The following is a 17,596-nucleotide window of genomic DNA, read 5'->3' on the forward strand; positions in this document are numbered from 1 at the left end:
CGTCATGAAGGTCGAGCCGGGCGTGCCGTATCCGCTCGGCGCGACCTTCGACGGCCGCGGAACGAACTTCGCGATCTTCTCGGCGAACGCCGAGAAGATCGAGCTCTGCCTGTTCGACAACACCGGACGGCGCGAGACGGACCGCGTCGTCCTGCCGGCCGTGAGCGAGGACGTCTGGCACGCCTATCTGCCCCAGGTCGTCCCGGGGCAGGTCTACGGCTATCGCGTCTACGGGCCCTACGATCCGGAGCGCGGCCACCGCTTCAATCCGCACAAGCTGCTGCTCGATCCCTACGCCAAGCGGCTGACCGGGCACTTCGTGTGGAGCGACGCGCACTTCGCGTACCGGATGCGCAGCGCCCGGGGGGATCTCTCCTTCGACAAGCGCGACAATGCCCGCGGGGTTCCGAAGGCCGTCGTCGTCGACGACGCCTTCACCTGGGGTCGCCATCCGCGGCCCGCGGTGCCGTGGCATTCGACCGTGATCTACGAGGCGCATGTCCGCGGGCTGACCATGCTGCGCGAGGACGTGCCGTCGCATCTGCGCGGCTCGTTCCGCGGGCTCGCCGCGCCGTCGATGATCGAGCACTACAAGCGGCTCGGCATCACGGCGATCGAGCTTCTGCCCGTGCACGCCTTCGTCGACGAGCGCATGCTGGTCGACAAGGGGCTGCGCCAGTACTGGGGCTACGGCACCATCGGCTTCTTCGCGCCGGAGCCGCGCTACGGCACGCCGGAGACCGGCGTCGAGGACTTCAAGTCGATGGTCGGCCAGCTGCACGATGCCGGCCTCGAGGTCTATCTCGACGTCGTCTACAACCACACCGGCGAGGGCAACCATCTCGGCCCGACGCTGTCGTTCCGCGGCATCGACAACGCCTCGTACTACTGGCTGCGGCCGAACGCGCCGCGCTACTACGAGGACTTCACGGGCACCGGCAACTCGCTCAACCTCACCCATCCGCGCGTCCTGCAGATGGTGATGGACTCGTTGCGGTACTGGGTCGAGCAGTGCCACGTCGACGGCTTCCGCTTCGACCTCGCGACGACGCTCGGGCGCGAGCCGCACGGCTTCGATCCGACCTCCGGCTTCTTCGCCGCGATCGGCCAGGATCCGGTGCTGTCGCGCGTCAAGCTGATCGCCGAGCCGTGGGACATCGGGCTCGGCGGCTATCAGCTCGGCGGCTTCCCGCCCGGCTGGTCGGAATGGAACGACCAGTTCCGCCGCACCGTGCGGTCGTTCTGGCGCGGCGACGCCAACCAGATCCGCGATCTCGCCGCGCGCGTCACCGGCTCGGCCGACCGCTTCCGGCATCGCCGCCGCATGCCGCGCGCCAGCATCAATCACGTCACCGTGCACGACGGCTTCACGCTCGCCGATCTGGTCAGCTACGCCCGCAAGCACAACGAGGCGAACGGCGAGGGCAACCGCGACGGCTCCGACGACAACATCAGCGCCAACTGGGGCGTCGAGGGGCCGACCACCGACAAGGAAATCCGCGAGGTCCGTCGCCGCGTGCGCAGCGGTCTGCTCGCCACCCTCTTCCTGTCGCAGGGCGTGCCCCTGATGCTGGCCGGCGACGAGGTCGGCAACTCGCAGGGCGGCAACAACAACCCGTACTGCCAGGACAACGAGGTCGGCTGGGTCGACTGGTCCGGCCTCGGCCGTGACGGCGACGATCTCGTCGCGCTGGTCGAAAAGCTCACGGCGCTGCGGCGTGACTATCCGCAGCTGCAGGGCCGGCGTTGGCTGGTCGGCCGCCGCGGCGACCAGTACGACGTCAAATGGCTGACGCCCGGTGGAACCGAGATGGACGGCGCGGATTGGGCCTTTGCGGAAGCGCGGTTCCTGTCCTACGTGCTCGCGCCGCTCGATCCCTCGGGTGCTCCTTTGCTGATCCTGTTCAACGCGGCCGCTCATCCGGTCGATGTCGTGCTGCCGACATGGCCCGATTGCGCGGCCTGGACCCGGGTGCTGGCGACCGTGGCGCCCGACGATCCCAGGACCGAGGCGCCGAAGCCCGGCACGACGTTCGCGACCCCCTCGCGCTCCGTCACCGTCTTCGCGGGAACGCCGTGACGTCCGCGCCGGCTCCGGGCGGCGCCGCGCCGCCCGTGCCCAGCGAGTCCCGCCCGTGCCAGGAGGCCCGATGCCGCCCGTCGTTCCGACCGCGACTTATCGGCTACAGCTCTCGTCCACGCTCGGCTTCGACGAAACCGCGGCGCTGGTGCCGTATCTGAAGAGCCTCGGCGTCAGCCATCTCTACGCCTCTCCGTTCCTCAAGGCGCGGGCCGGCTCGACCCACGGCTACGACATCGTCGACCACGATGCCCTCAATCCCGAGTTCGGCGGCGACGCCGCCTTCGACCGCCTTTCCGCGGCGCTGGAGAAGGCCGACATCGGCCTGATCCTCGACTTCGTGCCGAACCACATGGGCGTCGGCTATGCCGACAATGCCTGGTGGCTCGACGTGCTCGAATGGGGCCAGAGGTCGCCGCACGCCGCCTCCTTCGACATCGAATGGGAGACGCTGCCCTATCGCCCGCACGGCGGCCTGCTGATCCCGATCCTCGGCAAGTCCTACGGCGAGGCGCTCGACGACGGCGACCTCGTGCTGAAATACGACGCCGCCGAAGGCTCCTTCTCGGTCTGGTACTTCGAGCATCGGCTGCCGATCCGGCCGAACCGCTACGGCGACATCCTGAAGACCGTGGTGGCCGAGGCCGGCGCCACCGACACCGATGCGGGGCGCAAGCTGCTCGCGCTGGCGAACCGGTTTCCCGACCCGAACGAACCGACCCGCGAGCACGCGCCGGCCTTCAAGGCCGAGCTCGCCGCCGTGCCGGGCGGCGCCGCCGTGATCGCGCGCGGCCTCGCCGCCTATCGGCCCGGTGCCGCCGACCCGACCCGGCTGCATCGTCTGCTGGAGCGCCAGCACTACCGCGTCGCGCATTGGCGCGTCGCCTTCACCGAGATCAACTACCGGCGCTTCTTCGACATCAACGACCTCGCCGGCATCAAGGTCGAGAACCTCGCGACCTTCGACGCCGCCCACCGCCGCGTGCTGGCGCTGATCCGCGACGGCCGCCTGCACGGCCTGCGGCTCGATCACGTCGACGGGCTGCTCGATCCGGTGCAGTACGCGCGGCGCCTGTCGCGCGTCGTGCGCGCCGTGCGGCCCGGGCCGGCGCGGGCGCAGCCCTTCTACATCGTCGCCGAGAAGATCCTCGCCGAGGGCGAGCCGATGCCCGCCATGCCGGGCATCGCCGGCACCACCGGCTACGACGTGCTCAACGATCTCCTCCGGGTGCTGCTCGACGACGCCGGCATGCCGCGGCTCGACGCGCTCTATCGCGACATTCTGGGCGAGCGGCAGGATTTCGAGCGGATCGTCGAGGACGCCAAGCTGCGGGTGCTCGACACCATGCTGGCGTCCGAGTTCACGGTGCTGTGCCGCCTGCTCGCCCGCATCGCGGCCGGCCATTGGAAGAGCCGCGACTTCACCTTCGAGCGCCTGCGCGCCGCGCTGCAGGCCTACATCGTCCAGTTCCCGGTCTACCGCACCTACATCGGCGCCGGCGGCCAGGTCTCGGCCGAGGACCGCGCCCGCATCGTCGAGACCATCGCGCGGGCGCGCGCGCGCTGGTACGGCCCCGACGTCGGCGTGCTCGACTTCCTCCAGGAGGTGCTGACCCTCGACCTGATCGCCCCCGGGCGCCAGGGCTACAGCATCCCGCGGGTGCGGCGCTTCTCCGCCAAGGTGCAGCAGCTCACCGGCCCGGTGACGGCGAAGGCGCTGGAGGACACGGCGTTCTATCGCTACCACCGGCTGATCGCGCTCAACGAGGTCGGCGGCGAGCCGGTGCTGCCGGCGCTGTCGCCGGGCGAGTTCGACTACCGCATGAAGGCGCGGCTCGCGCATCCGCATGCGATGGTCGCGACGGCGACCCACGACACCAAGCGTGGCGAGGACGCGCGCATGCGCATCCTGTCGATCGCCGAGATCGCGGCCGATTGGGAGGCCGCGGTGCGGCGCTGGCGCCAGCGCAACGAGCCGCTGATCACCAGGAAGCCGCGCCGCGCGCCCTCCGACGCGCACGAATACATGCTCTACCAGGCGCTGATCGGCGCGTGGCCGACGAATGGCGCGCCGGATGCCGGCCTGATCGAGCGGCTGCAGACCTATGCCGTGAAGGCGCTGCGCGAGGGCAAGCAGGAGACGAGCTGGCACAATCCGGACGACGCCTACGAGGGCGCCGTCACGGCCTTCGTGGCCCGCCTGCTCGATCCCGGGGCGTCGTCCGACGTCCTCGCCGACTTCGCCGAGATCGCCGGCCGCACGGCGCTGCTCGGGGCGCTGAACAGCCTCTCCCAGCTCGGCCTCAAAACGACGATCCCGGGCGTGCCCGACGTCTATCAGGGCACCGAGCTGTGGGATCTGTCGCTGGTCGATCCCGACAACCGCCGCGCCGTCGATTTCGATGCACGCCGTTCCATCCTCGCGTCGATCGGCGAGACCCCCGGCTGGGACGCCCTCGCGGCGTCCTGGACCGACGGGCGGATCAAGCTCGCGCTGACGCACCGGCTGCTGGAGCTGCGCCGCGCCCTGCCGGCCGTGTTCGCCGACGGCGGCTACGTGCCGCTGCCGGTCGAGGGGCCGCAGGCCGGGCACGTGCTCGCCTACGCCCGCACCGGGCGGCGCGACGCCGTGATCGTCGCGGTGCTGCGTCACTTCGCGCCGCTCACCGACGGCGGCCGTCGCTGGCTCGAGGCCGAAGCGCTCGATGCCGCCGTGGTGCTCGACGGCTTCACGGTGAAGGCCGACGCGCTGCGGCCCGGCGTCGCGCCACCGTCCGGCACCGTTCCGGCGAAGGCCTTGTTCGGGCCGCTGCCGGTCGCGGTCTTCGAGGCGACGCATGGCGCGCGGGCGGCCGTCACGGTAGGTCGTCGTCCCGTCGCGTCGCGGGTCTAAGCTCACTCGTCGCTGGTGGGTTTCCCGCCCGTGCGGGAACTGCACCGGCACAGCCTTCGTGCTCGACGATGATGTCCCACGCATTTTGGCCCGCGGAAACGCGGCAGGAGACCCCCATGGACGACCACGAGCAGCGCGTGCGCGAGCGCGCCTTTCGGATCTGGCAGGAGCAGGGCTGCCCGCACGGGCAGGCCGAGGTTCACTGGGAGATGGCCAGGAAGCTGGTCGCGATCGAGGAGAGCCACGACCTGACGCTGGTTCCGGTCGCGCGCGACCCGCAGGATCCGACCATCGCGGCCGACGTGGTCGAGGAGGCCGACCCCGCCGCCGCTGCGGCCGGCGAGCGGCCGACCCTCACCGACGACGGCGAGCAGGCCTGTCCGCCGCGCCGCGAGGCCGAGCGCGACGCCGCCGAGCGCGACGCCGCCGAGTGAGCCGGCGTCGCGCGAGCCGGCGCCGAATTTCGCCGCGGCCCCGTATCGACGCGGCGCGGCACGAGGATGACGGATGCCGGGCGTATGGATTCCGGGCGCGACCTTGACGGTCCGCGCCCGGCATGACGGGTGATGTTACGTCTCTCGCTCCAAGAGTCCGTCGAGCCAGGCGCGGACCGCGGTGGGGTCGGCGAATGATCCGGCCGTCCCGGGGATGTCGCGGCCGACCGCGAAGCCGAATCCGCCGAGCGGCGGCAGGATCGGAAAGACCCGCTCGTCGGTGACGTCGTCGCCGAGAAAGACGGGCCGACGTCCCGCGAAGGGCGGGCGCTGCATCAGCTCGGCGACCGCGGTCGCCTTGTCGAAGGTGGCCGACTTCACCTCGATCACGGCCTTGCCGGGCAGCGCCTCCAGGGGCAGGTCCGGGAACGAGTCGCAAATGCTCCGCACCATCGCGATCACGGCGTCGCCCTTGTCGGGGGCAAGGCGCCAGTGCAGGGCGAGCGAGTAGCCCTTGTCCTCGATCAGCACGCCGGGGCCGAGCTCGGCGACGCTCGCCAGCTTGCGCTTGACCATCGGGTCGAGGGCGGGCGTGCGGGCCGGGTCCGAGCGCTCGCCGGCAGCGACGCGCAGCTCGGCGCCATGGCCGCCGATCGCCGGCAGTTCCAGCGGCGCGAACAGGAGGTCGAGATCGGCGAGCGCGCGGCCGCTGACCAGCGCCAGCGCGCCGTCGGTGCGGGCGAGGAGAGCGCCGAGCGTCCGGCGCAGCGTCGGCGGCACCCACACCTCGCGCGGTGTCGGCGCGAAGTCGAGCAGCGTTCCGTCGATGTCGAGTAGGAGCGCCATCGTGTCGAGATCGATCGCCTCGGCGGCGGGCATCATCGTTCCGGCTCGGGTCATCCGGTCACTCCAGCGGGTTCGATCGACGGCCGCGAGCGGGCGCGCCACGACCGCGAGGCTGCGGCGCTCCGCGGCGAGACCCCAGCGCCGGTGCACGGCGGTGGCCGCGACCATCAGGGCCGCCCCGAACGGATAGCCCGCGAACCCGCCCGCGCGCGAGCCCGAATCGATCAGCGTGCCGACCAGCCACGGTCCGGCGACGCCACCCGGCCCGGCGGCGAGCGCAGAGAACACCGCGATGGTGAGCGCCCGGATCTCCCGCGCAACGATCGCGCTCACCGTCAGGTCGGCGGCGTTCGCCGCGGAGGCGAAGAAGACCACGACCGACCACGCAAGTGTCTACTGGACGACCGAGATCCGGAGGTCGGGCGTGTCCTCGTGGCCCGGCGCGGGCTCCTCGATCGGGCCGGGCTCGTCCTCGTTCGGCGGCGGCTCCTCGACCGGATCGTTCGGGCGGGTCGGCGGCGGGTCGTCGAGCGGTCCCGGATCGGCCGGGCTCGGCGTCGGATCGTCGACCGGCGGACGGCGCGGCGGGTCGGCCGCCAGCATGGCCACCGTGTGCAGCGATGCAATCTCGCGGTCGTGTTCCGGTCGTGTAGGGGTAAACTCGTGCACGCGGGTCGCCCGATTCGGTTCGTCGATCTGCACCGCGAGGGGGCCGCGGTGCCCTCACCAGAACGGCGGGACGGCGGTAACGTTCCGTCACTGGGCGCCCGGGACGGGTGCGCGTCCAAATTGTGGCGCCGCATTTCCGGCGTCCGTGCGGGCCGTTGGCGCAACAAGACGCCGAGTCGACGCCACAGGAAAACCTGTTCCAGATCAAAGCAAGCCGTTTCCAACTTATGTAAATGTAAGTTAAAGTTGCAATCTTTGAAAGAAAAGCTTGAATCGTCTTCAGGTTGTGTCAACACTGAGCAAGTAACACGTTTTCGGGGGGTGACGATCGTGTCTTATCCGACTCCCGCGCGCGGCGAGGGTGGGGGCCGCTCCAAGGACGAAGGGGGATTGCCCAGCAGCGGTGACCGGCTGCTCGCCGTGCTGGGTCTGTTTACCGTCGAACGTCCGGAATGGACCGTGGAAGATGCCGCGGGCGAGCTCGCGGTCTCGGCGACCACGGCCTATCGCTACTTCAAGCGGCTGACCAAGGCCGGGCTGATCAGCCCGGTGTCGGGCGCCAGCTACACGCTCGGCCCCGCCATCATCCAGATGGACCGCCAGATCCAGCTCTGCGATCCGATGCTGAAGGCGGCCCGCGACATCATGGCGAACCTCGTTCAGCAGGCGGCCGAAGGCGGCGCCGTTCTGCTGTGCCGGCTGTTCCACGACCGGGTGATGTGCGTTCACCAGGAGATTGGCACCGGTCATCAGGAGCCGATCGTGTTCCAGCGTGGCCGGCCGATGCCGCTGTTCCGCGGGGCGACATCCAAGATCATCCTGGCGCATCTGCCCAACCGCACCCTCAAGTCGCTGTTCACGGCGAACGCCGAGGAGATCGCGGCGGCCGGGCTCGGTCACTCCTGGGACGACTTCCGCCGCCATCTCGCGGCGTTCCGGCGCGCCGGCTACACGACGGCGGCCGGCGACGTCGACCAGGTCCGCGCCGCCGTGGCGGCACCGGTGTTCGGGCCACGCCGCGCCGTGCTCGGCAGCCTCAGCTTCCTGGTGCCGAAGGCGCGCTGGGACGACGCCCTGCGGGCCAAGCTGGCGCCGCTGGTGATCACCGCGGCCCGCGACATCGAGACCGCCATGCAGGCCGGCGACACCGACGGCCAGACCAGCCGCCCGCGCGTGCGCGTCGCGCGGTGAGGACGCCGCGGCCGCTCGCTTCACCTCTCCCCGCCGGGGAGCGTTGCATGACTCGGTCATTCCGGGGCGGCGCACCGCGCCGAACCCGGAATCCAGCCCAGGATGTGGAATTTGCCGCTGGATTCCGGGGTTCGCGGCTTCGGCGCGCCCCGGCATGACGAATTCTGTAAAGCCCTCTTATAGGGAGAGGGTAAGATCACTCGCTGAACCGCCGGCTTTTGTCGAGCTCACCGCCCGGCGCGCAGGCGGGCGATCAGCTCGGGCGTGGGATACGAGTCGGCCGGCAGGCCGAACCTGAGCTGGGCCTGCTTGACGGCGGTGCGGGTGCCGGCGCCGATCTTGCCGTCCGGCGTGCCGACGTCGAAGCCGGCGCGGTTCAGGAGCTCCTGCAGCTCCTTGCCCTGCTCCTGGCTGAGCACCGGGATGTCGGGGGCGCCGCGATACATGGGCGGCGCGCCGGCGAGCCGCGTCGCGTAATAGGCGGCCGTGGTCGCATAGACCAGCGAGGCGTTCCACTTCAGGTACGCCTGGAAGTTCGGATAGACCAGAAATGCCGGCCCGAGCCGGCCCATCGGCAGCAGCAGCGAGGCGGGCGGCCCGCCGGCCGGCAGCGGCTTGCCGTCGCGCAGCGTCACGCCCCATCCGGACCACTTGGCGTGCGGATGCTGGATGGCGAGATCGGCCTCCTGCCACGGCATGACGGCCGGCACCTTCACCTCGCGCATCCACGGCTCGCCGCGCCGCCAGCCGAGCTCCTGCAGATACGAGGCGCTCGAGCCGATCACGTCGGGGACGCTCTTCAACAGGTTGCGGTGACCGTCGCCGTCCCAGTCGATGGCGTGCTTCATGTACTCGGACGGCATCATCTGGGTCTGGCCGAGCTCGCCGGCCCAGGAACCGACCATCTCCTCGGCGCGCAGATCGCCACGCTCGATCATGCGCAGCGCGTCGAACAGATGGCCTCGGAACATCTCCGAGCGGCGGCAGTCGTAGGCCAGCGTCGTGAGCGAGCGGATCGCGTGGTCCTTGCCCATGGCGACGCCGAAGTCGCTCTCCAGGCCCCAGAACGCGACGATGATCGGCCCCGGCACGCCGAACTGCGCCTCGGCGCGGGCGAACAGGGCGGCGTGGACCTTCAGCTGCTCGGCGCCCTTCTGCAGCCGGTAGGCGGGCAGCACCTTGTCGGAGAACTGCAGGAAGCTCTGGGCGAAGAATTTCTGGCCGCGATCGATGTTCACGATGCGCTGGTCGTAGACGAGGTAGGGGGTCGCCGCGGCGATCGCCTGGTGGGAGATGCCTTGCTGGACGGCCTCCTGCTTGAAGCGGGCGAGCCAGTCCTCGAACCGGCCGGTGTTCTGACACGGCGCCTGCGCCAGCGCCGCGTCGGCCGCGACGAGCGCGAGGCCGAGCGCCCCGAGCACCGCGGCGGCGCGACGGCGGGGACGCCCCGAGGAGGGCGGGGCGGACGCGTGCGGAGCGGACGAGGACATGGGCGTCTCCTGCGATTCGCGAGATCCCGATCACGCGACCCGATCACGCCGGCCGATCGCGCGCGTCCGAATCACGCCCCGCGAAAGCTCGCCGGGCGTGATGATCGGTTCACGACGGCGGTGTCAAGGCAGCTTGTCGAAGCCGTCTCCAAATCCCTTCAGGCTCATCGGGAAGCCGATGCCCTCCTCGGGCGTCTGGAAGATGAAGAAGGTCGCCGTCTGGCCGGAGCGGAACTGCTTGATCAAGGTCTCGTCGAGGACGACCTCGGCGTAGCAGCCGCGCGGCAGGCAGCGCACGAAGCCGGCGCGGCCGACGTCGACATTGTCGACCTTGAGGCCGAGCCCGGCCGGCAGCAGCACGCCGAGCGGCGCCTGGACGCGCATCAGCCGGGTCTTCTGGTCGGCGGTGCGCAGCACCAGCACGGTGAGGCCCACATTGGCGCGGTCTTCGGCCACCACGCTCTGGAACAGGGCGCACTGCTCGGACTGGGCGCCGGGCGGCGTCTCGCAACGGATCTGCCAGTCCTCGTGGACGGACCGCACGGCGCCTTGCGCGGCCGCCGGGGCGACCGCTGCACCGCACGCGAGAAGAGCGACCGCGAGCCCGAGACCGGCGCCGGCGAGGCGCCGCACCGGCGGCACCTGCGACATCGAACGAGCGACGTGCGCGGCCGCGAAGACGGCCTGTCGAAACGAGTACGCACCCATCGCGGGCTCCTTTGCGGACGGTGCGGCGGCACCATGTCGGCGGCCGCACGTGTCAGGATCGGTGGACTGTCGTGATCGTCCAAGCGAGACGGAATCACGCGGTCCCGAGGCTAAGTTACGTCATCGGCGCGACGGCCGCACCGGGGGTTTCGGCGGCGTCGGCCGCGCACGGCACGCGCAGCCGGTGCGGTGTCGTGCTGCAATTGCGTCGTCGCGGCGCGATCTCCCGTGCAGGCACATTGCGAGTGGGGCGGATTTGTGGTTTGAAGAGTTTCAATCGCGGTGCAGACCCCCGGTGCCGTCGAGGCCGTCCGTCAGTGCGCCCGAGCTGTGTGCGCCGCGGAACCTCCCGACTTCATCCGGTTTTGGATCTGTGCTTTTCGCCCCGTTGTGACGACGGCCCGGACGGGCCGCTCGCCTCCGCCGACGACGAAGGAGCAGTGACCACGATGACGGGTGTTCTCCGAGTGCTTTGCGTGGCGCTGGCCGCCCTGACGATGATCGGGTTCGGCGGCTTCGCCGGTCCCGATGCGGCCCTGGCCGGTCTCGGTCAGCCGTCGCCCTGGCAGCTCGGGATGCAGGAGCCGGCCGCGCCGGTGATGAAGGACGTGGTCTGGTTCCACGACCTCCTGCTGTGGATCATCACGGCGATCGTCGCGCTCGTCCTCGTCCTTCTCGTCGTCGTCATGCTGCGCTTCAACAGCAAGGCCAACCCGACGCCGTCGCGCACCACGCACAACACGCTGATCGAGGTGCTGTGGACCGTGGTGCCGGTGATCATCCTCGTCGTGATCGCGGTGCCGTCCTTCCGCATCATGTTCGTCCAGCTCAACACCCCGCAGGCGGACGTCACCGTGAAGGCGACCGGCAAGCAGTGGTTCTGGAGCTACGCCTATCCGGACCAGGGCAAGTTCGAGTTCGACTCGCTGATGGTGCCGGAGGGCGAGCTGAAGCCCGGCCAGCCGCGTCTCCTCGCCGTCGACAACGAGATGGTGGTGCCGGTCGGCAAGGTGGTGCGCGTGCAGGTCACCGGCGCCGACGTGATCCACGCCTTCGCGGTGCCGTCCTTCGGCATCAAGATCGACGCCGTCCCGGGCCGTCTCAACGAGACCTGGTTCAAGGCGGAGCGCGAAGGCGTCTATTACGGCCAGTGCTCCGAGCTGTGCGGCAAGGATCACGCCTTCATGCCGATCGCGGTGAGGGTGGTGAGCGAGCAGGCCTTCACGGCCTGGGTCGAGGACGCCAAGAAGAAATTCGCCGCCGTCCCGCCGTCCGTCGACGCGCCGATCGCGGTCGCAGCGGCCGCTGCCGCCGCGCCGGACGCCGCCGCGCCGGCCGTCGCCGCGCAGGCCGTCGCCGACTGAGCCGGCGGTCGCGCGCGTCGTCGCGCGCCGCCTCACGAGACCTCCGAGGAAGCACCATGGACGCCACCGTAACGGCTCACGACGCGCACGACGCCCACGCCCATCCGACCGGCTGGCGGCGCTGGGTCTTCTCGACCAATCACAAGGACATCGGCACCATGTATCTGGTGTTCGCGATGTTCGCCGGGGTGATCGGCGCCGCGCTGTCGATCGGCATGCGGCTCGAGCTGCAGAGCCCGGGCATGCAGATCTTCGCCTCGGCCCACACCTTCAACGTGTTCACCACGGCGCACGGCCTCATCATGGTGTTCTTCATGGTGATGCCGGCGCTGATCGGCGGCTTCGGCAACTGGCTGGTGCCGCTGATGATCGGGGCGCCCGACATGGCGTTCCCGCGGATGAACAACATCTCGTTCTGGCTGCTTCCGGCCTCGTTCACGCTGCTCCTGATGTCGCTGTTCGTCGAGGGCGAGCCGGGCGGCACCGGCGCCGGCTCCGGCTGGACCATCTACGCGCCGCTCTCCACCATCGGCCATCCCGGCCCGGCGATCGATTTCGCCATCCTGTCGCTGCATCTCGCCGGCGCCTCGTCGATCCTCGGCGCCATCAACTTCATCACCACCATCCTGAACATGCGCGCGCCCGGCATGACGCTGCACAAGATGCCGCTGTTCGTGTGGTCCGTGCTGGTGACGGCGTTCCTGCTGCTGCTCGCGCTGCCGGTGCTGGCCGGCGCCATCACGATGCTGCTCACCGACCGCAACTTCGGCACCACCTTCTTCGCCCCCGAGGGCGGCGGCGACCCGGTGCTGTTCCAGCATCTGTTCTGGTTCTTCGGCCACCCCGAAGTCTACATCATGATCCTGCCGGGCTTCGGCATCATCAGCCAGATCGTCGCGACCTTCTCGAAGAAGCCGGTGTTCGGCTATCTCGGCATGGCCTACGCCATGGTGGCGATCGGCTTCATCGGCTTCATCGTGTGGGCCCACCACATGTACGTGGTCGGCCTCTCGACCGGCACGCAGGCCTATTTCGTCGCCGCCACGATGATCATCGCGGTGCCGACCGGCATCAAGATCTTCTCCTGGATCGCCACCATGTGGGGCGGCTCGATCGAGTTCCGCACCCCGATGCTGTGGGCCTTCGGCTTCATCTTCCTGTTCACGGTGGGCGGGGTGACGGGCGTCGTCCTCGCCAACGCTTCGGTCGATCGCGCGCTGCACGACACCTACTACGTCGTCGCCCACTTCCATTACGTGCTGTCGCTCGGCGCCGTCTTCACCATCTTCGCCGGCTGGTACTACTGGTTCCCGAAGTTCACCGGCTACTTGTACGAGGAGTGGATCGGCAAGCTGCACTTCTGGGTCACCTTCGTCGGCGTCAACATGCTGTTCTTCCCGCAGCACTTCCTCGGGCTCGCCGGGATGCCGCGCCGGATCGCCGACTATCCCGATGCCTTCGCGGGCTGGAACATGGTGTCGTCGATCGGCTCCTACATCTCGGGCGTCGCGCTCTTGATCTTCTTCTTCGGCATCGTCCGCGCCTTCCAGCGCAGGGAGCACGCGGCCGGCAATCCGTGGGGCGCCGGCGCGACGACGCTGGAATGGACCCTGCCGTCGCCGCCGCCGTTCCATCAGTTCGAGGTGCTGCCGCGCATCCGCTGACACCGGCCTGTCCGGAGCGGCGGCGTCGCCGCTCCTCTCGATCTCGCGCCGGTGTGCGCGGGTGACGCTCGCCCATCAAACCACCGCCGCGCGTGTCGTGTGGCGCGGCCCGAGGTGCAAGGCATGTCTCTCGTCACCGACGGCGCCGACCTGTCCCGCCAACCTCCGGTGCTCGCCGGCGCGCCGTTCGCCGCGGTCGCCAGGCCCGAGCCGAGCGTCGCCGAGGTGAGGGATTACGTCGCGCTGATGAAGCCGCGGGTGATGTCGCTCGTGGTGTTCACGGCGCTCGCCGGCATGCTGGTCGCCCCCGATCGTCTGCATCCGGTGATCGGCTTCGCGGCGCTCGTCGCCATCGCGGTCGGAGCGGGGGCCGCCGGCGCCCTCAACATGTGGTGGGACGCCGACATCGACCGGGTGATGTCGCGCACGGCGCGACGCCCGATCCCGGCCGGCCGGGTGCGGCCCGACGAGGCGCTCGCCTTCGGCGCGACGCTGTCGGTCGGCTCGGTCGCGGTGCTCGGTCTCGTCGCCGGCTGGCTCGCCGCCGGGCTCCTCGCCTTCACGATCCTGTTCTACGCGGTCGTCTACTCGATGTGGCTGAAGCGGGCGACCTCGCAGAACATCGTGATCGGCGGCGCCGCCGGCGCCGTGCCGCCGATGATCGGCTGGGCCGCCGTCACCGGCAGCCTGTCGCTCGAGCCGGTGCTCCTCTTCCTGATCATCTTCTTCTGGACTCCGCCGCACTTCTGGGCGCTGTCGCTGTGGCGCAGCGACGATTACGCGCGCGCCGGCGTTCCGATGCTGCCGGTGGTCTCCGGAGTCGCCGAGACCAAGCGGCAGATCCTCCTGCACGCCCTCGTTCTCGCTCCGGTCGGCGTGTCGCCGGCTCTGCTCGGCGGCGCCGGGATCCTCTACGGCCTCGTCGCGACCTGTGCGGGCGCGAAGATCGTGTGGCTCTCCGTGCGACTGTGGCGGGCGACCGATCCGCAGGCGACCGACCGGCTCGCCAAGCGGCTCTTCGGCTTCTCGCTCTATTATCTGTTCGCGCTCTTCGCCGTTCTGCTGATCGACCGCTGGGTGGCGCCGCTGATCGCGGCCGGCGCGGCCGCGCTCGGGATCGGTGACGGCTGGCTCGGGGGTGCGGCATGAGCGGGCGTCCCTTGCAGCGCGACGACGGCATCGTCCTGACGGCGGAGCAGAAGCGCCGCCAGCGCTCGCGCTCGGTGGCGATCGCGCTGGTGCTCGCCGGGCTGGTGCTGCTGTTCTACGTGGTCACGCTGGTCAAGCTCGGCCCCGGCGTGATGAACCGGCCGCTGTGAGACGCGCGCGGCGAACCCGGCGCTCCGAAACCACGGGTCCGACGCCGTCGGATCGAAGCAGTCAGGACGAGGCTCCGAGATCGTGACCCCGACGACCCCGAGGACGCCGACCCCGCCCGTGTCCGATCTCGCCCGCCAGCGCGCGGCGACGCGGCGCGACGTCGGCGTCGCGCTCGCCTGCGGCGTCTTCGTCGGCCTGATGGTCGGGGCCGCCTATGCGGCCGTGCCGCTCTACGACTGGTTCTGCCGCGTCACCGGCTTCGGCGGCACCACCCAGGTCGCCACCGCGGCGCCGCAGGCGATTCTCGACCGCCGTATCACGGTGCGGTTCGACGCCAACATCGCCCGCGGGTTGCCGTGGCGGTTCGAGCCCGAGCAGACCAAGGTCGAGGTGAAGCTCGGCGAGGTCGTGACGATCTACTACGCCGTCACCAATCTGGCGGCGCGCGAGACGACGGGCACGGCCTCCTACAACGTCGCGCCGACCACCACGGGCGCCTACTTCTCCAAGATCGAGTGCTTCTGCTTCACCGAGCAGGTGTTCAAGCCCGGCGAGCGCCGCGAGATGGCGGTGGTGTTCTTCGTCGATCCCAAGCTTGCCGCCGATCCCGACCAGGACGATCTGAACACCATCACGCTGTCCTACACGTTCTATCCGACCCGTGCGCCGGCGACGGCGCGCGCGAGCGGCTCCTGACCGACGATCCGCGCGGCGCGACGCGCCGCGGCCCCCGCACGACCGACGGAGACCATCATGGCCGAGGCCCACGCCAAGCAGCAGCACGACTACCACCTGGTCGATCCGAGCCCGTGGCCGGCGCTCGGCTCGCTCGCCGCCTTCGTCATGGCGGTCGGCGCCATCTTCTGGATGCACAAGTCGTTCGCCGCGGCGCCGTGGGTGTTCGCGGTCGGGGCCGTCGGCGTGCTCGCCGTGATGGCCGGCTGGTGGCGCGACGTGATCAAGGAGGCCGAGCACGGCGGCTTCCACTCCAAGGTGGTGCAGATCTCGCACCGCTACGGCATGATCCTGTTCATCGCCTCCGAGGTGATGTTCTTCGTCGCCTGGTTCTGGGCCTATTTCACGGTCGCGCTGTTCCCCGACCAGGCCAACCAGGTGGTGCGCACCGAGCTGCTCGGCGGCGTGTGGCCGCCGAAGGGCATCGAGACCTTCGATCCCTGGCACCTGCCGCTCCTCAACACGCTGATCCTGCTCACCTCGGGCACCACCGTCACCTGGGCGCATCACGCGCTGCTGCACGGCGACCGCGAGGGGCTCAAGTGGGGCCTGATCTGCACGGTCGCGCTCGGCCTCACCTTCACGATGGTGCAGGGCTTCGAATACGCGCACGCCCACTTCGCCTTCTCGGGCAACATCTACGGCGCGACCTTCTTCATGGCGACCGGCTTCCACGGCGCCCATGTGATCATCGGCACCATCTTCCTGATCGTCTGCCTGGTCCGGGCGTTGGCCGGCCACTTCACCCCGACCCAGCATCTCGGCTTCGAGTTCGCCGCCTGGTACTGGCACTTCGTCGACGTCGTGTGGCTGTTCCTGTTCGCCTGCATCTATGTGTGGGGATCGGGCTCGGCGGCCGCGCATTGACCGGGACGGCATCGACCGGCGGAGAGACGACCGGAATGGACGAGCGCACCGACCCTCCGCCGCAGCCCGTGCACCCGGCCGTCCCCGATCCGCTGGCGGCGGGCTTGCGCGGGCGCTGCCCGCGCTGCGGCCGGGGGCATCTGTTCTCCGGCTTCCTTACCGTGCGGCCGCGCTGCGAGGTGTGCGGGCTCGACCTCGCCTTCATCGACTCCGGTGACGGCCCGGCCTTCTTCGTGATGTCGTTCTCGGGCTTCGTCGTCGTCGCCGCCGCGCTGATCACCGAGATCGTCTATCAGCCGCCCTTCTGGCTGCACGCGGTCCTGTGGCTGCCGCTGATCCTGATCACGACGCTGGCGCCGCTGCGCCCGTCCAAGGGCCTGATGATCGCGCTGCAGTACCGCCACAAGGCGGCGGAGGGGCGTTTCGGCCCCGAAGACGCGTCATGACGGCGCGCTGCGCCGCGCGTCCGGCGCCCTCGTCGCTGCGTCGCCTGCTGGTGCCCGGGCTGGTGTCGCTGGTCGGCGTCGCGATCCTGATCGGGCTCGGCGTCTGGCAGCTCGAGCGCATGGCGTGGAAGCGCGCCCTCATCGCGACACTGACCGAGCGGCTCGCCGCCGAGCCGGTGCCGCTGCCGCCGCCGGCGGCGTGGCCCGGCCTGTCGCGGGAGGCGGACGAGTTTCGCCGCGTGCGGGTCTCCGGCACGTTCCGGCACGACCTGGAGGCGCTGGTCTATGCGATCGGATCGGGCTCCCGCACGGCGCCGACCGGGCTCGGCTACCGGGTGTTCACGCCGCTCGTGCTCGCCGGGGGCGAGACCGTGCTGGTCGACCGCGGCTTCGTGCCGGATGCCGACAAGGCGCCGGAGGCGCGCGCCGCCGGCCAGGTGACCGGCCCGGTCGAGATCGTCGCGTTGATGCGCTGGCCCGAGACCCGGCCGACTTTCGCGCCCGCCGACGATCCCGGCCGCAACATCTGGTTCGCCCGCGATCCCGCGGCGATCGCCGCCGTGAGGGGGCTCGCCGTGCCGGCCTTCTATCTCGACCTCGAGACGCCCGCGCCACCGGGCGGCCTGCCGCGGCCCGTGCTGCTGCGGCCGAACCTGCCCGACAACCACCTGCAATACGCCATCACGTGGTTCAGCCTGGCGCTGGCGCTCGCCGTGATCTTTCTCGTGTGGGCGTTCGGGCGGCGGAAGGGCGAGGGCGCGTAGGATTCTCGCCGGCCCGCTGGAGCGATGCCGCATAGGGCCGTCGGGGTGTACGACGGCGCGTCGCGCCGTTGCCCACCCAGTTGAAAAAAGTGGTCTGTTCGGGTGGACGGGGTGGGCGCGCATGC

16 protein-coding genes are annotated in these 17,596 nt (G+C 70.3%); 12 read left to right on the forward strand and 4 right to left on the reverse strand.

What is annotated here, in order from left to right; translation table 11 throughout:
- Nucleotides 1–4: 4 nt before the first annotated feature.
- The 3 genes from glgX (at nt 5) to ACFSOX_RS03825 (ending at nt 5,407) form a co-directional block, all read left to right on the forward strand.
- Entirely contained in the window at nt 5–2,080 is a 2,076-nt protein-coding gene (gene glgX / locus ACFSOX_RS03815) for a glycogen debranching protein GlgX (protein WP_378476461.1), read from the forward strand.
- A gap of 70 nt (nt 2,081–2,150) precedes the next feature.
- The gene (treY, locus tag ACFSOX_RS03820; protein ID WP_378476462.1) at nt 2,151–4,973 is read left to right on the forward strand and encodes a malto-oligosyltrehalose synthase; all 2,823 of its coding nucleotides are present in this window, start codon (nt 2,151–2,153) and stop codon (nt 4,971–4,973) included.
- Between the two features lie 116 nt (nt 4,974–5,089).
- Nucleotides 5,090–5,407 (forward strand): DUF2934 domain-containing protein, encoded by a 318-nt coding sequence (locus ACFSOX_RS03825; protein WP_378476463.1) that lies wholly within the window; start codon nt 5,090–5,092, stop codon nt 5,405–5,407.
- A 135-nt stretch (nt 5,408–5,542) separates the two neighbouring features.
- Here the strand turns inward: ACFSOX_RS03825 and otsB are convergent, their stop codons facing one another.
- Together otsB and ACFSOX_RS03835 are read right to left on the reverse strand one after the other, a co-directional pair.
- A complete protein-coding gene (otsB, locus tag ACFSOX_RS03830) occupies nt 5,543–6,586 on the reverse strand; it encodes a trehalose-phosphatase (RefSeq protein ID WP_378476464.1) in 1,044 nt (347 codons plus the stop codon).
- A gap of 60 nt (nt 6,587–6,646) precedes the next feature.
- Nucleotides 6,647–6,856: a hypothetical protein gene (locus tag ACFSOX_RS03835; RefSeq protein ID WP_378476465.1), complete on the reverse strand. Its 210-nt coding sequence runs from the start codon at nt 6,854–6,856 to the stop codon at nt 6,647–6,649.
- A 456-nt stretch (nt 6,857–7,312) separates the two neighbouring features.
- Between ACFSOX_RS03835 and ACFSOX_RS03840 the strand changes: the two genes are divergently transcribed.
- Nucleotides 7,313–8,113: an IclR family transcriptional regulator gene (locus ACFSOX_RS03840; RefSeq protein ID WP_378476466.1), complete on the forward strand. Its 801-nt coding sequence runs from the start codon at nt 7,313–7,315 to the stop codon at nt 8,111–8,113.
- Between the two features lie 227 nt (nt 8,114–8,340).
- Here ACFSOX_RS03840 and ACFSOX_RS03845 read toward each other — a convergent pair whose 3' ends face one another.
- Nucleotides 8,341–9,603, reverse strand: coding sequence for a lytic murein transglycosylase (locus ACFSOX_RS03845; RefSeq protein ID WP_378476467.1), 1,263 nt, complete (start codon nt 9,601–9,603; stop codon nt 8,341–8,343).
- Between the two features lie 123 nt (nt 9,604–9,726).
- Nucleotides 9,727–10,254, reverse strand: coding sequence for an invasion associated locus B family protein (locus ACFSOX_RS03850; protein WP_378476717.1), 528 nt, complete (start codon nt 10,252–10,254; stop codon nt 9,727–9,729).
- Nucleotides 10,255–10,760: 506 nt separating this feature from the next.
- Here ACFSOX_RS03850 and coxB point away from each other — a divergent pair.
- The 8 genes from coxB (at nt 10,761) to ACFSOX_RS03890 (ending at nt 17,471) form a co-directional block, all read left to right on the forward strand.
- Nucleotides 10,761–11,675 carry a cytochrome c oxidase subunit II gene (gene coxB, locus ACFSOX_RS03855; protein ID WP_378476468.1) on the forward strand — a complete coding sequence of 305 codons (915 nt, stop codon included), beginning with the start codon at nt 10,761–10,763 and terminating at the stop codon, nt 11,673–11,675.
- A gap of 56 nt (nt 11,676–11,731) precedes the next feature.
- Nucleotides 11,732–13,339 carry a cytochrome c oxidase subunit I gene (gene ctaD, locus ACFSOX_RS03860; RefSeq protein ID WP_378476469.1) on the forward strand — a complete coding sequence of 536 codons (1,608 nt, stop codon included), beginning with the start codon at nt 11,732–11,734 and terminating at the stop codon, nt 13,337–13,339.
- A 123-nt stretch (nt 13,340–13,462) separates the two neighbouring features.
- The gene (locus ACFSOX_RS03865) at nt 13,463–14,488 is read left to right on the forward strand and encodes a heme o synthase (RefSeq protein ID WP_378476470.1); all 1,026 of its coding nucleotides are present in this window, start codon (nt 13,463–13,465) and stop codon (nt 14,486–14,488) included.
- Nucleotides 14,485–14,658 carry a hypothetical protein gene (locus ACFSOX_RS03870; RefSeq protein ID WP_378476471.1) on the forward strand — a complete coding sequence of 58 codons (174 nt, stop codon included), beginning with the start codon at nt 14,485–14,487 and terminating at the stop codon, nt 14,656–14,658. Before ACFSOX_RS03865 ends, ACFSOX_RS03870 begins: the two co-directional genes overlap by 4 nt.
- An 82-nt stretch (nt 14,659–14,740) precedes the next feature.
- The gene (locus tag ACFSOX_RS03875) at nt 14,741–15,355 is read left to right on the forward strand and encodes a cytochrome c oxidase assembly protein (protein ID WP_378476472.1); all 615 of its coding nucleotides are present in this window, start codon (nt 14,741–14,743) and stop codon (nt 15,353–15,355) included.
- 57 nt (nt 15,356–15,412) lie between these two features.
- Nucleotides 15,413–16,261, forward strand: coding sequence for a cytochrome c oxidase subunit 3 (locus tag ACFSOX_RS03880; RefSeq protein ID WP_378476473.1), 849 nt, complete (start codon nt 15,413–15,415; stop codon nt 16,259–16,261).
- 35 nt (nt 16,262–16,296) lie between these two features.
- Nucleotides 16,297–16,707 carry a DUF983 domain-containing protein gene (locus ACFSOX_RS03885; protein ID WP_378476474.1) on the forward strand — a complete coding sequence of 137 codons (411 nt, stop codon included), beginning with the start codon at nt 16,297–16,299 and terminating at the stop codon, nt 16,705–16,707.
- Entirely contained in the window at nt 16,704–17,471 is a 768-nt protein-coding gene (locus tag ACFSOX_RS03890) for an SURF1 family protein (protein WP_378476475.1), read from the forward strand. Before ACFSOX_RS03885 ends, ACFSOX_RS03890 begins: the two co-directional genes overlap by 4 nt.
- The last annotated feature ends 125 nt before the right edge of the window (nt 17,472–17,596 follow it).

The sequence above is a fragment of the Rhodoplanes azumiensis genome, from assembly GCF_042682915.1.
Taxonomy (GTDB): Bacteria; Pseudomonadota; Alphaproteobacteria; order Rhizobiales; family Xanthobacteraceae; genus Rhodoplanes; species Rhodoplanes azumiensis.

Excerpts from the sequence above, each read along its gene's own strand:
- treY (WP_378476462.1), top strand. The coding sequence starts at position 2,151 with ATGCCGCCCGTCGTTCCGACCGCGACTTATCGGCTACAGCTCTCGTCC.
- glgX (WP_378476461.1), top strand. The coding sequence starts at position 5 with ATGAAGGTCGAGCCGGGCGTGCCGTATCCGCTCGGCGCGACCTTCGAC.
- ACFSOX_RS03825 (WP_378476463.1), top strand. The coding sequence starts at position 5,090 with ATGGACGACCACGAGCAGCGCGTGCGCGAGCGCGCCTTTCGGATCTGG.
- ACFSOX_RS03850 (WP_378476717.1), bottom strand. The coding sequence starts at position 10,254 with ATGTCGCAGGTGCCGCCGGTGCGGCGCCTCGCCGGCGCCGGTCTCGGG.
- ACFSOX_RS03865 (WP_378476470.1), top strand. The coding sequence starts at position 13,463 with ATGTCTCTCGTCACCGACGGCGCCGACCTGTCCCGCCAACCTCCGGTG.
- ctaD (WP_378476469.1), top strand. The coding sequence starts at position 11,732 with ATGGACGCCACCGTAACGGCTCACGACGCGCACGACGCCCACGCCCAT.
- ACFSOX_RS03870 (WP_378476471.1), top strand. The coding sequence starts at position 14,485 with ATGAGCGGGCGTCCCTTGCAGCGCGACGACGGCATCGTCCTGACGGCG.
- ACFSOX_RS03880 (WP_378476473.1), top strand. The coding sequence starts at position 15,413 with ATGGCCGAGGCCCACGCCAAGCAGCAGCACGACTACCACCTGGTCGAT.
- ACFSOX_RS03845 (WP_378476467.1), bottom strand. The coding sequence starts at position 9,603 with ATGTCCTCGTCCGCTCCGCACGCGTCCGCCCCGCCCTCCTCGGGGCGT.
- coxB (WP_378476468.1), top strand. The coding sequence starts at position 10,761 with ATGACGGGTGTTCTCCGAGTGCTTTGCGTGGCGCTGGCCGCCCTGACG.
- ACFSOX_RS03835 (WP_378476465.1), bottom strand. The coding sequence starts at position 6,856 with ATGCTGGCGGCCGACCCGCCGCGCCGTCCGCCGGTCGACGATCCGACG.
- ACFSOX_RS03885 (WP_378476474.1), top strand. The coding sequence starts at position 16,297 with ATGGACGAGCGCACCGACCCTCCGCCGCAGCCCGTGCACCCGGCCGTC.
- ACFSOX_RS03890 (WP_378476475.1), top strand. The coding sequence starts at position 16,704 with ATGACGGCGCGCTGCGCCGCGCGTCCGGCGCCCTCGTCGCTGCGTCGC.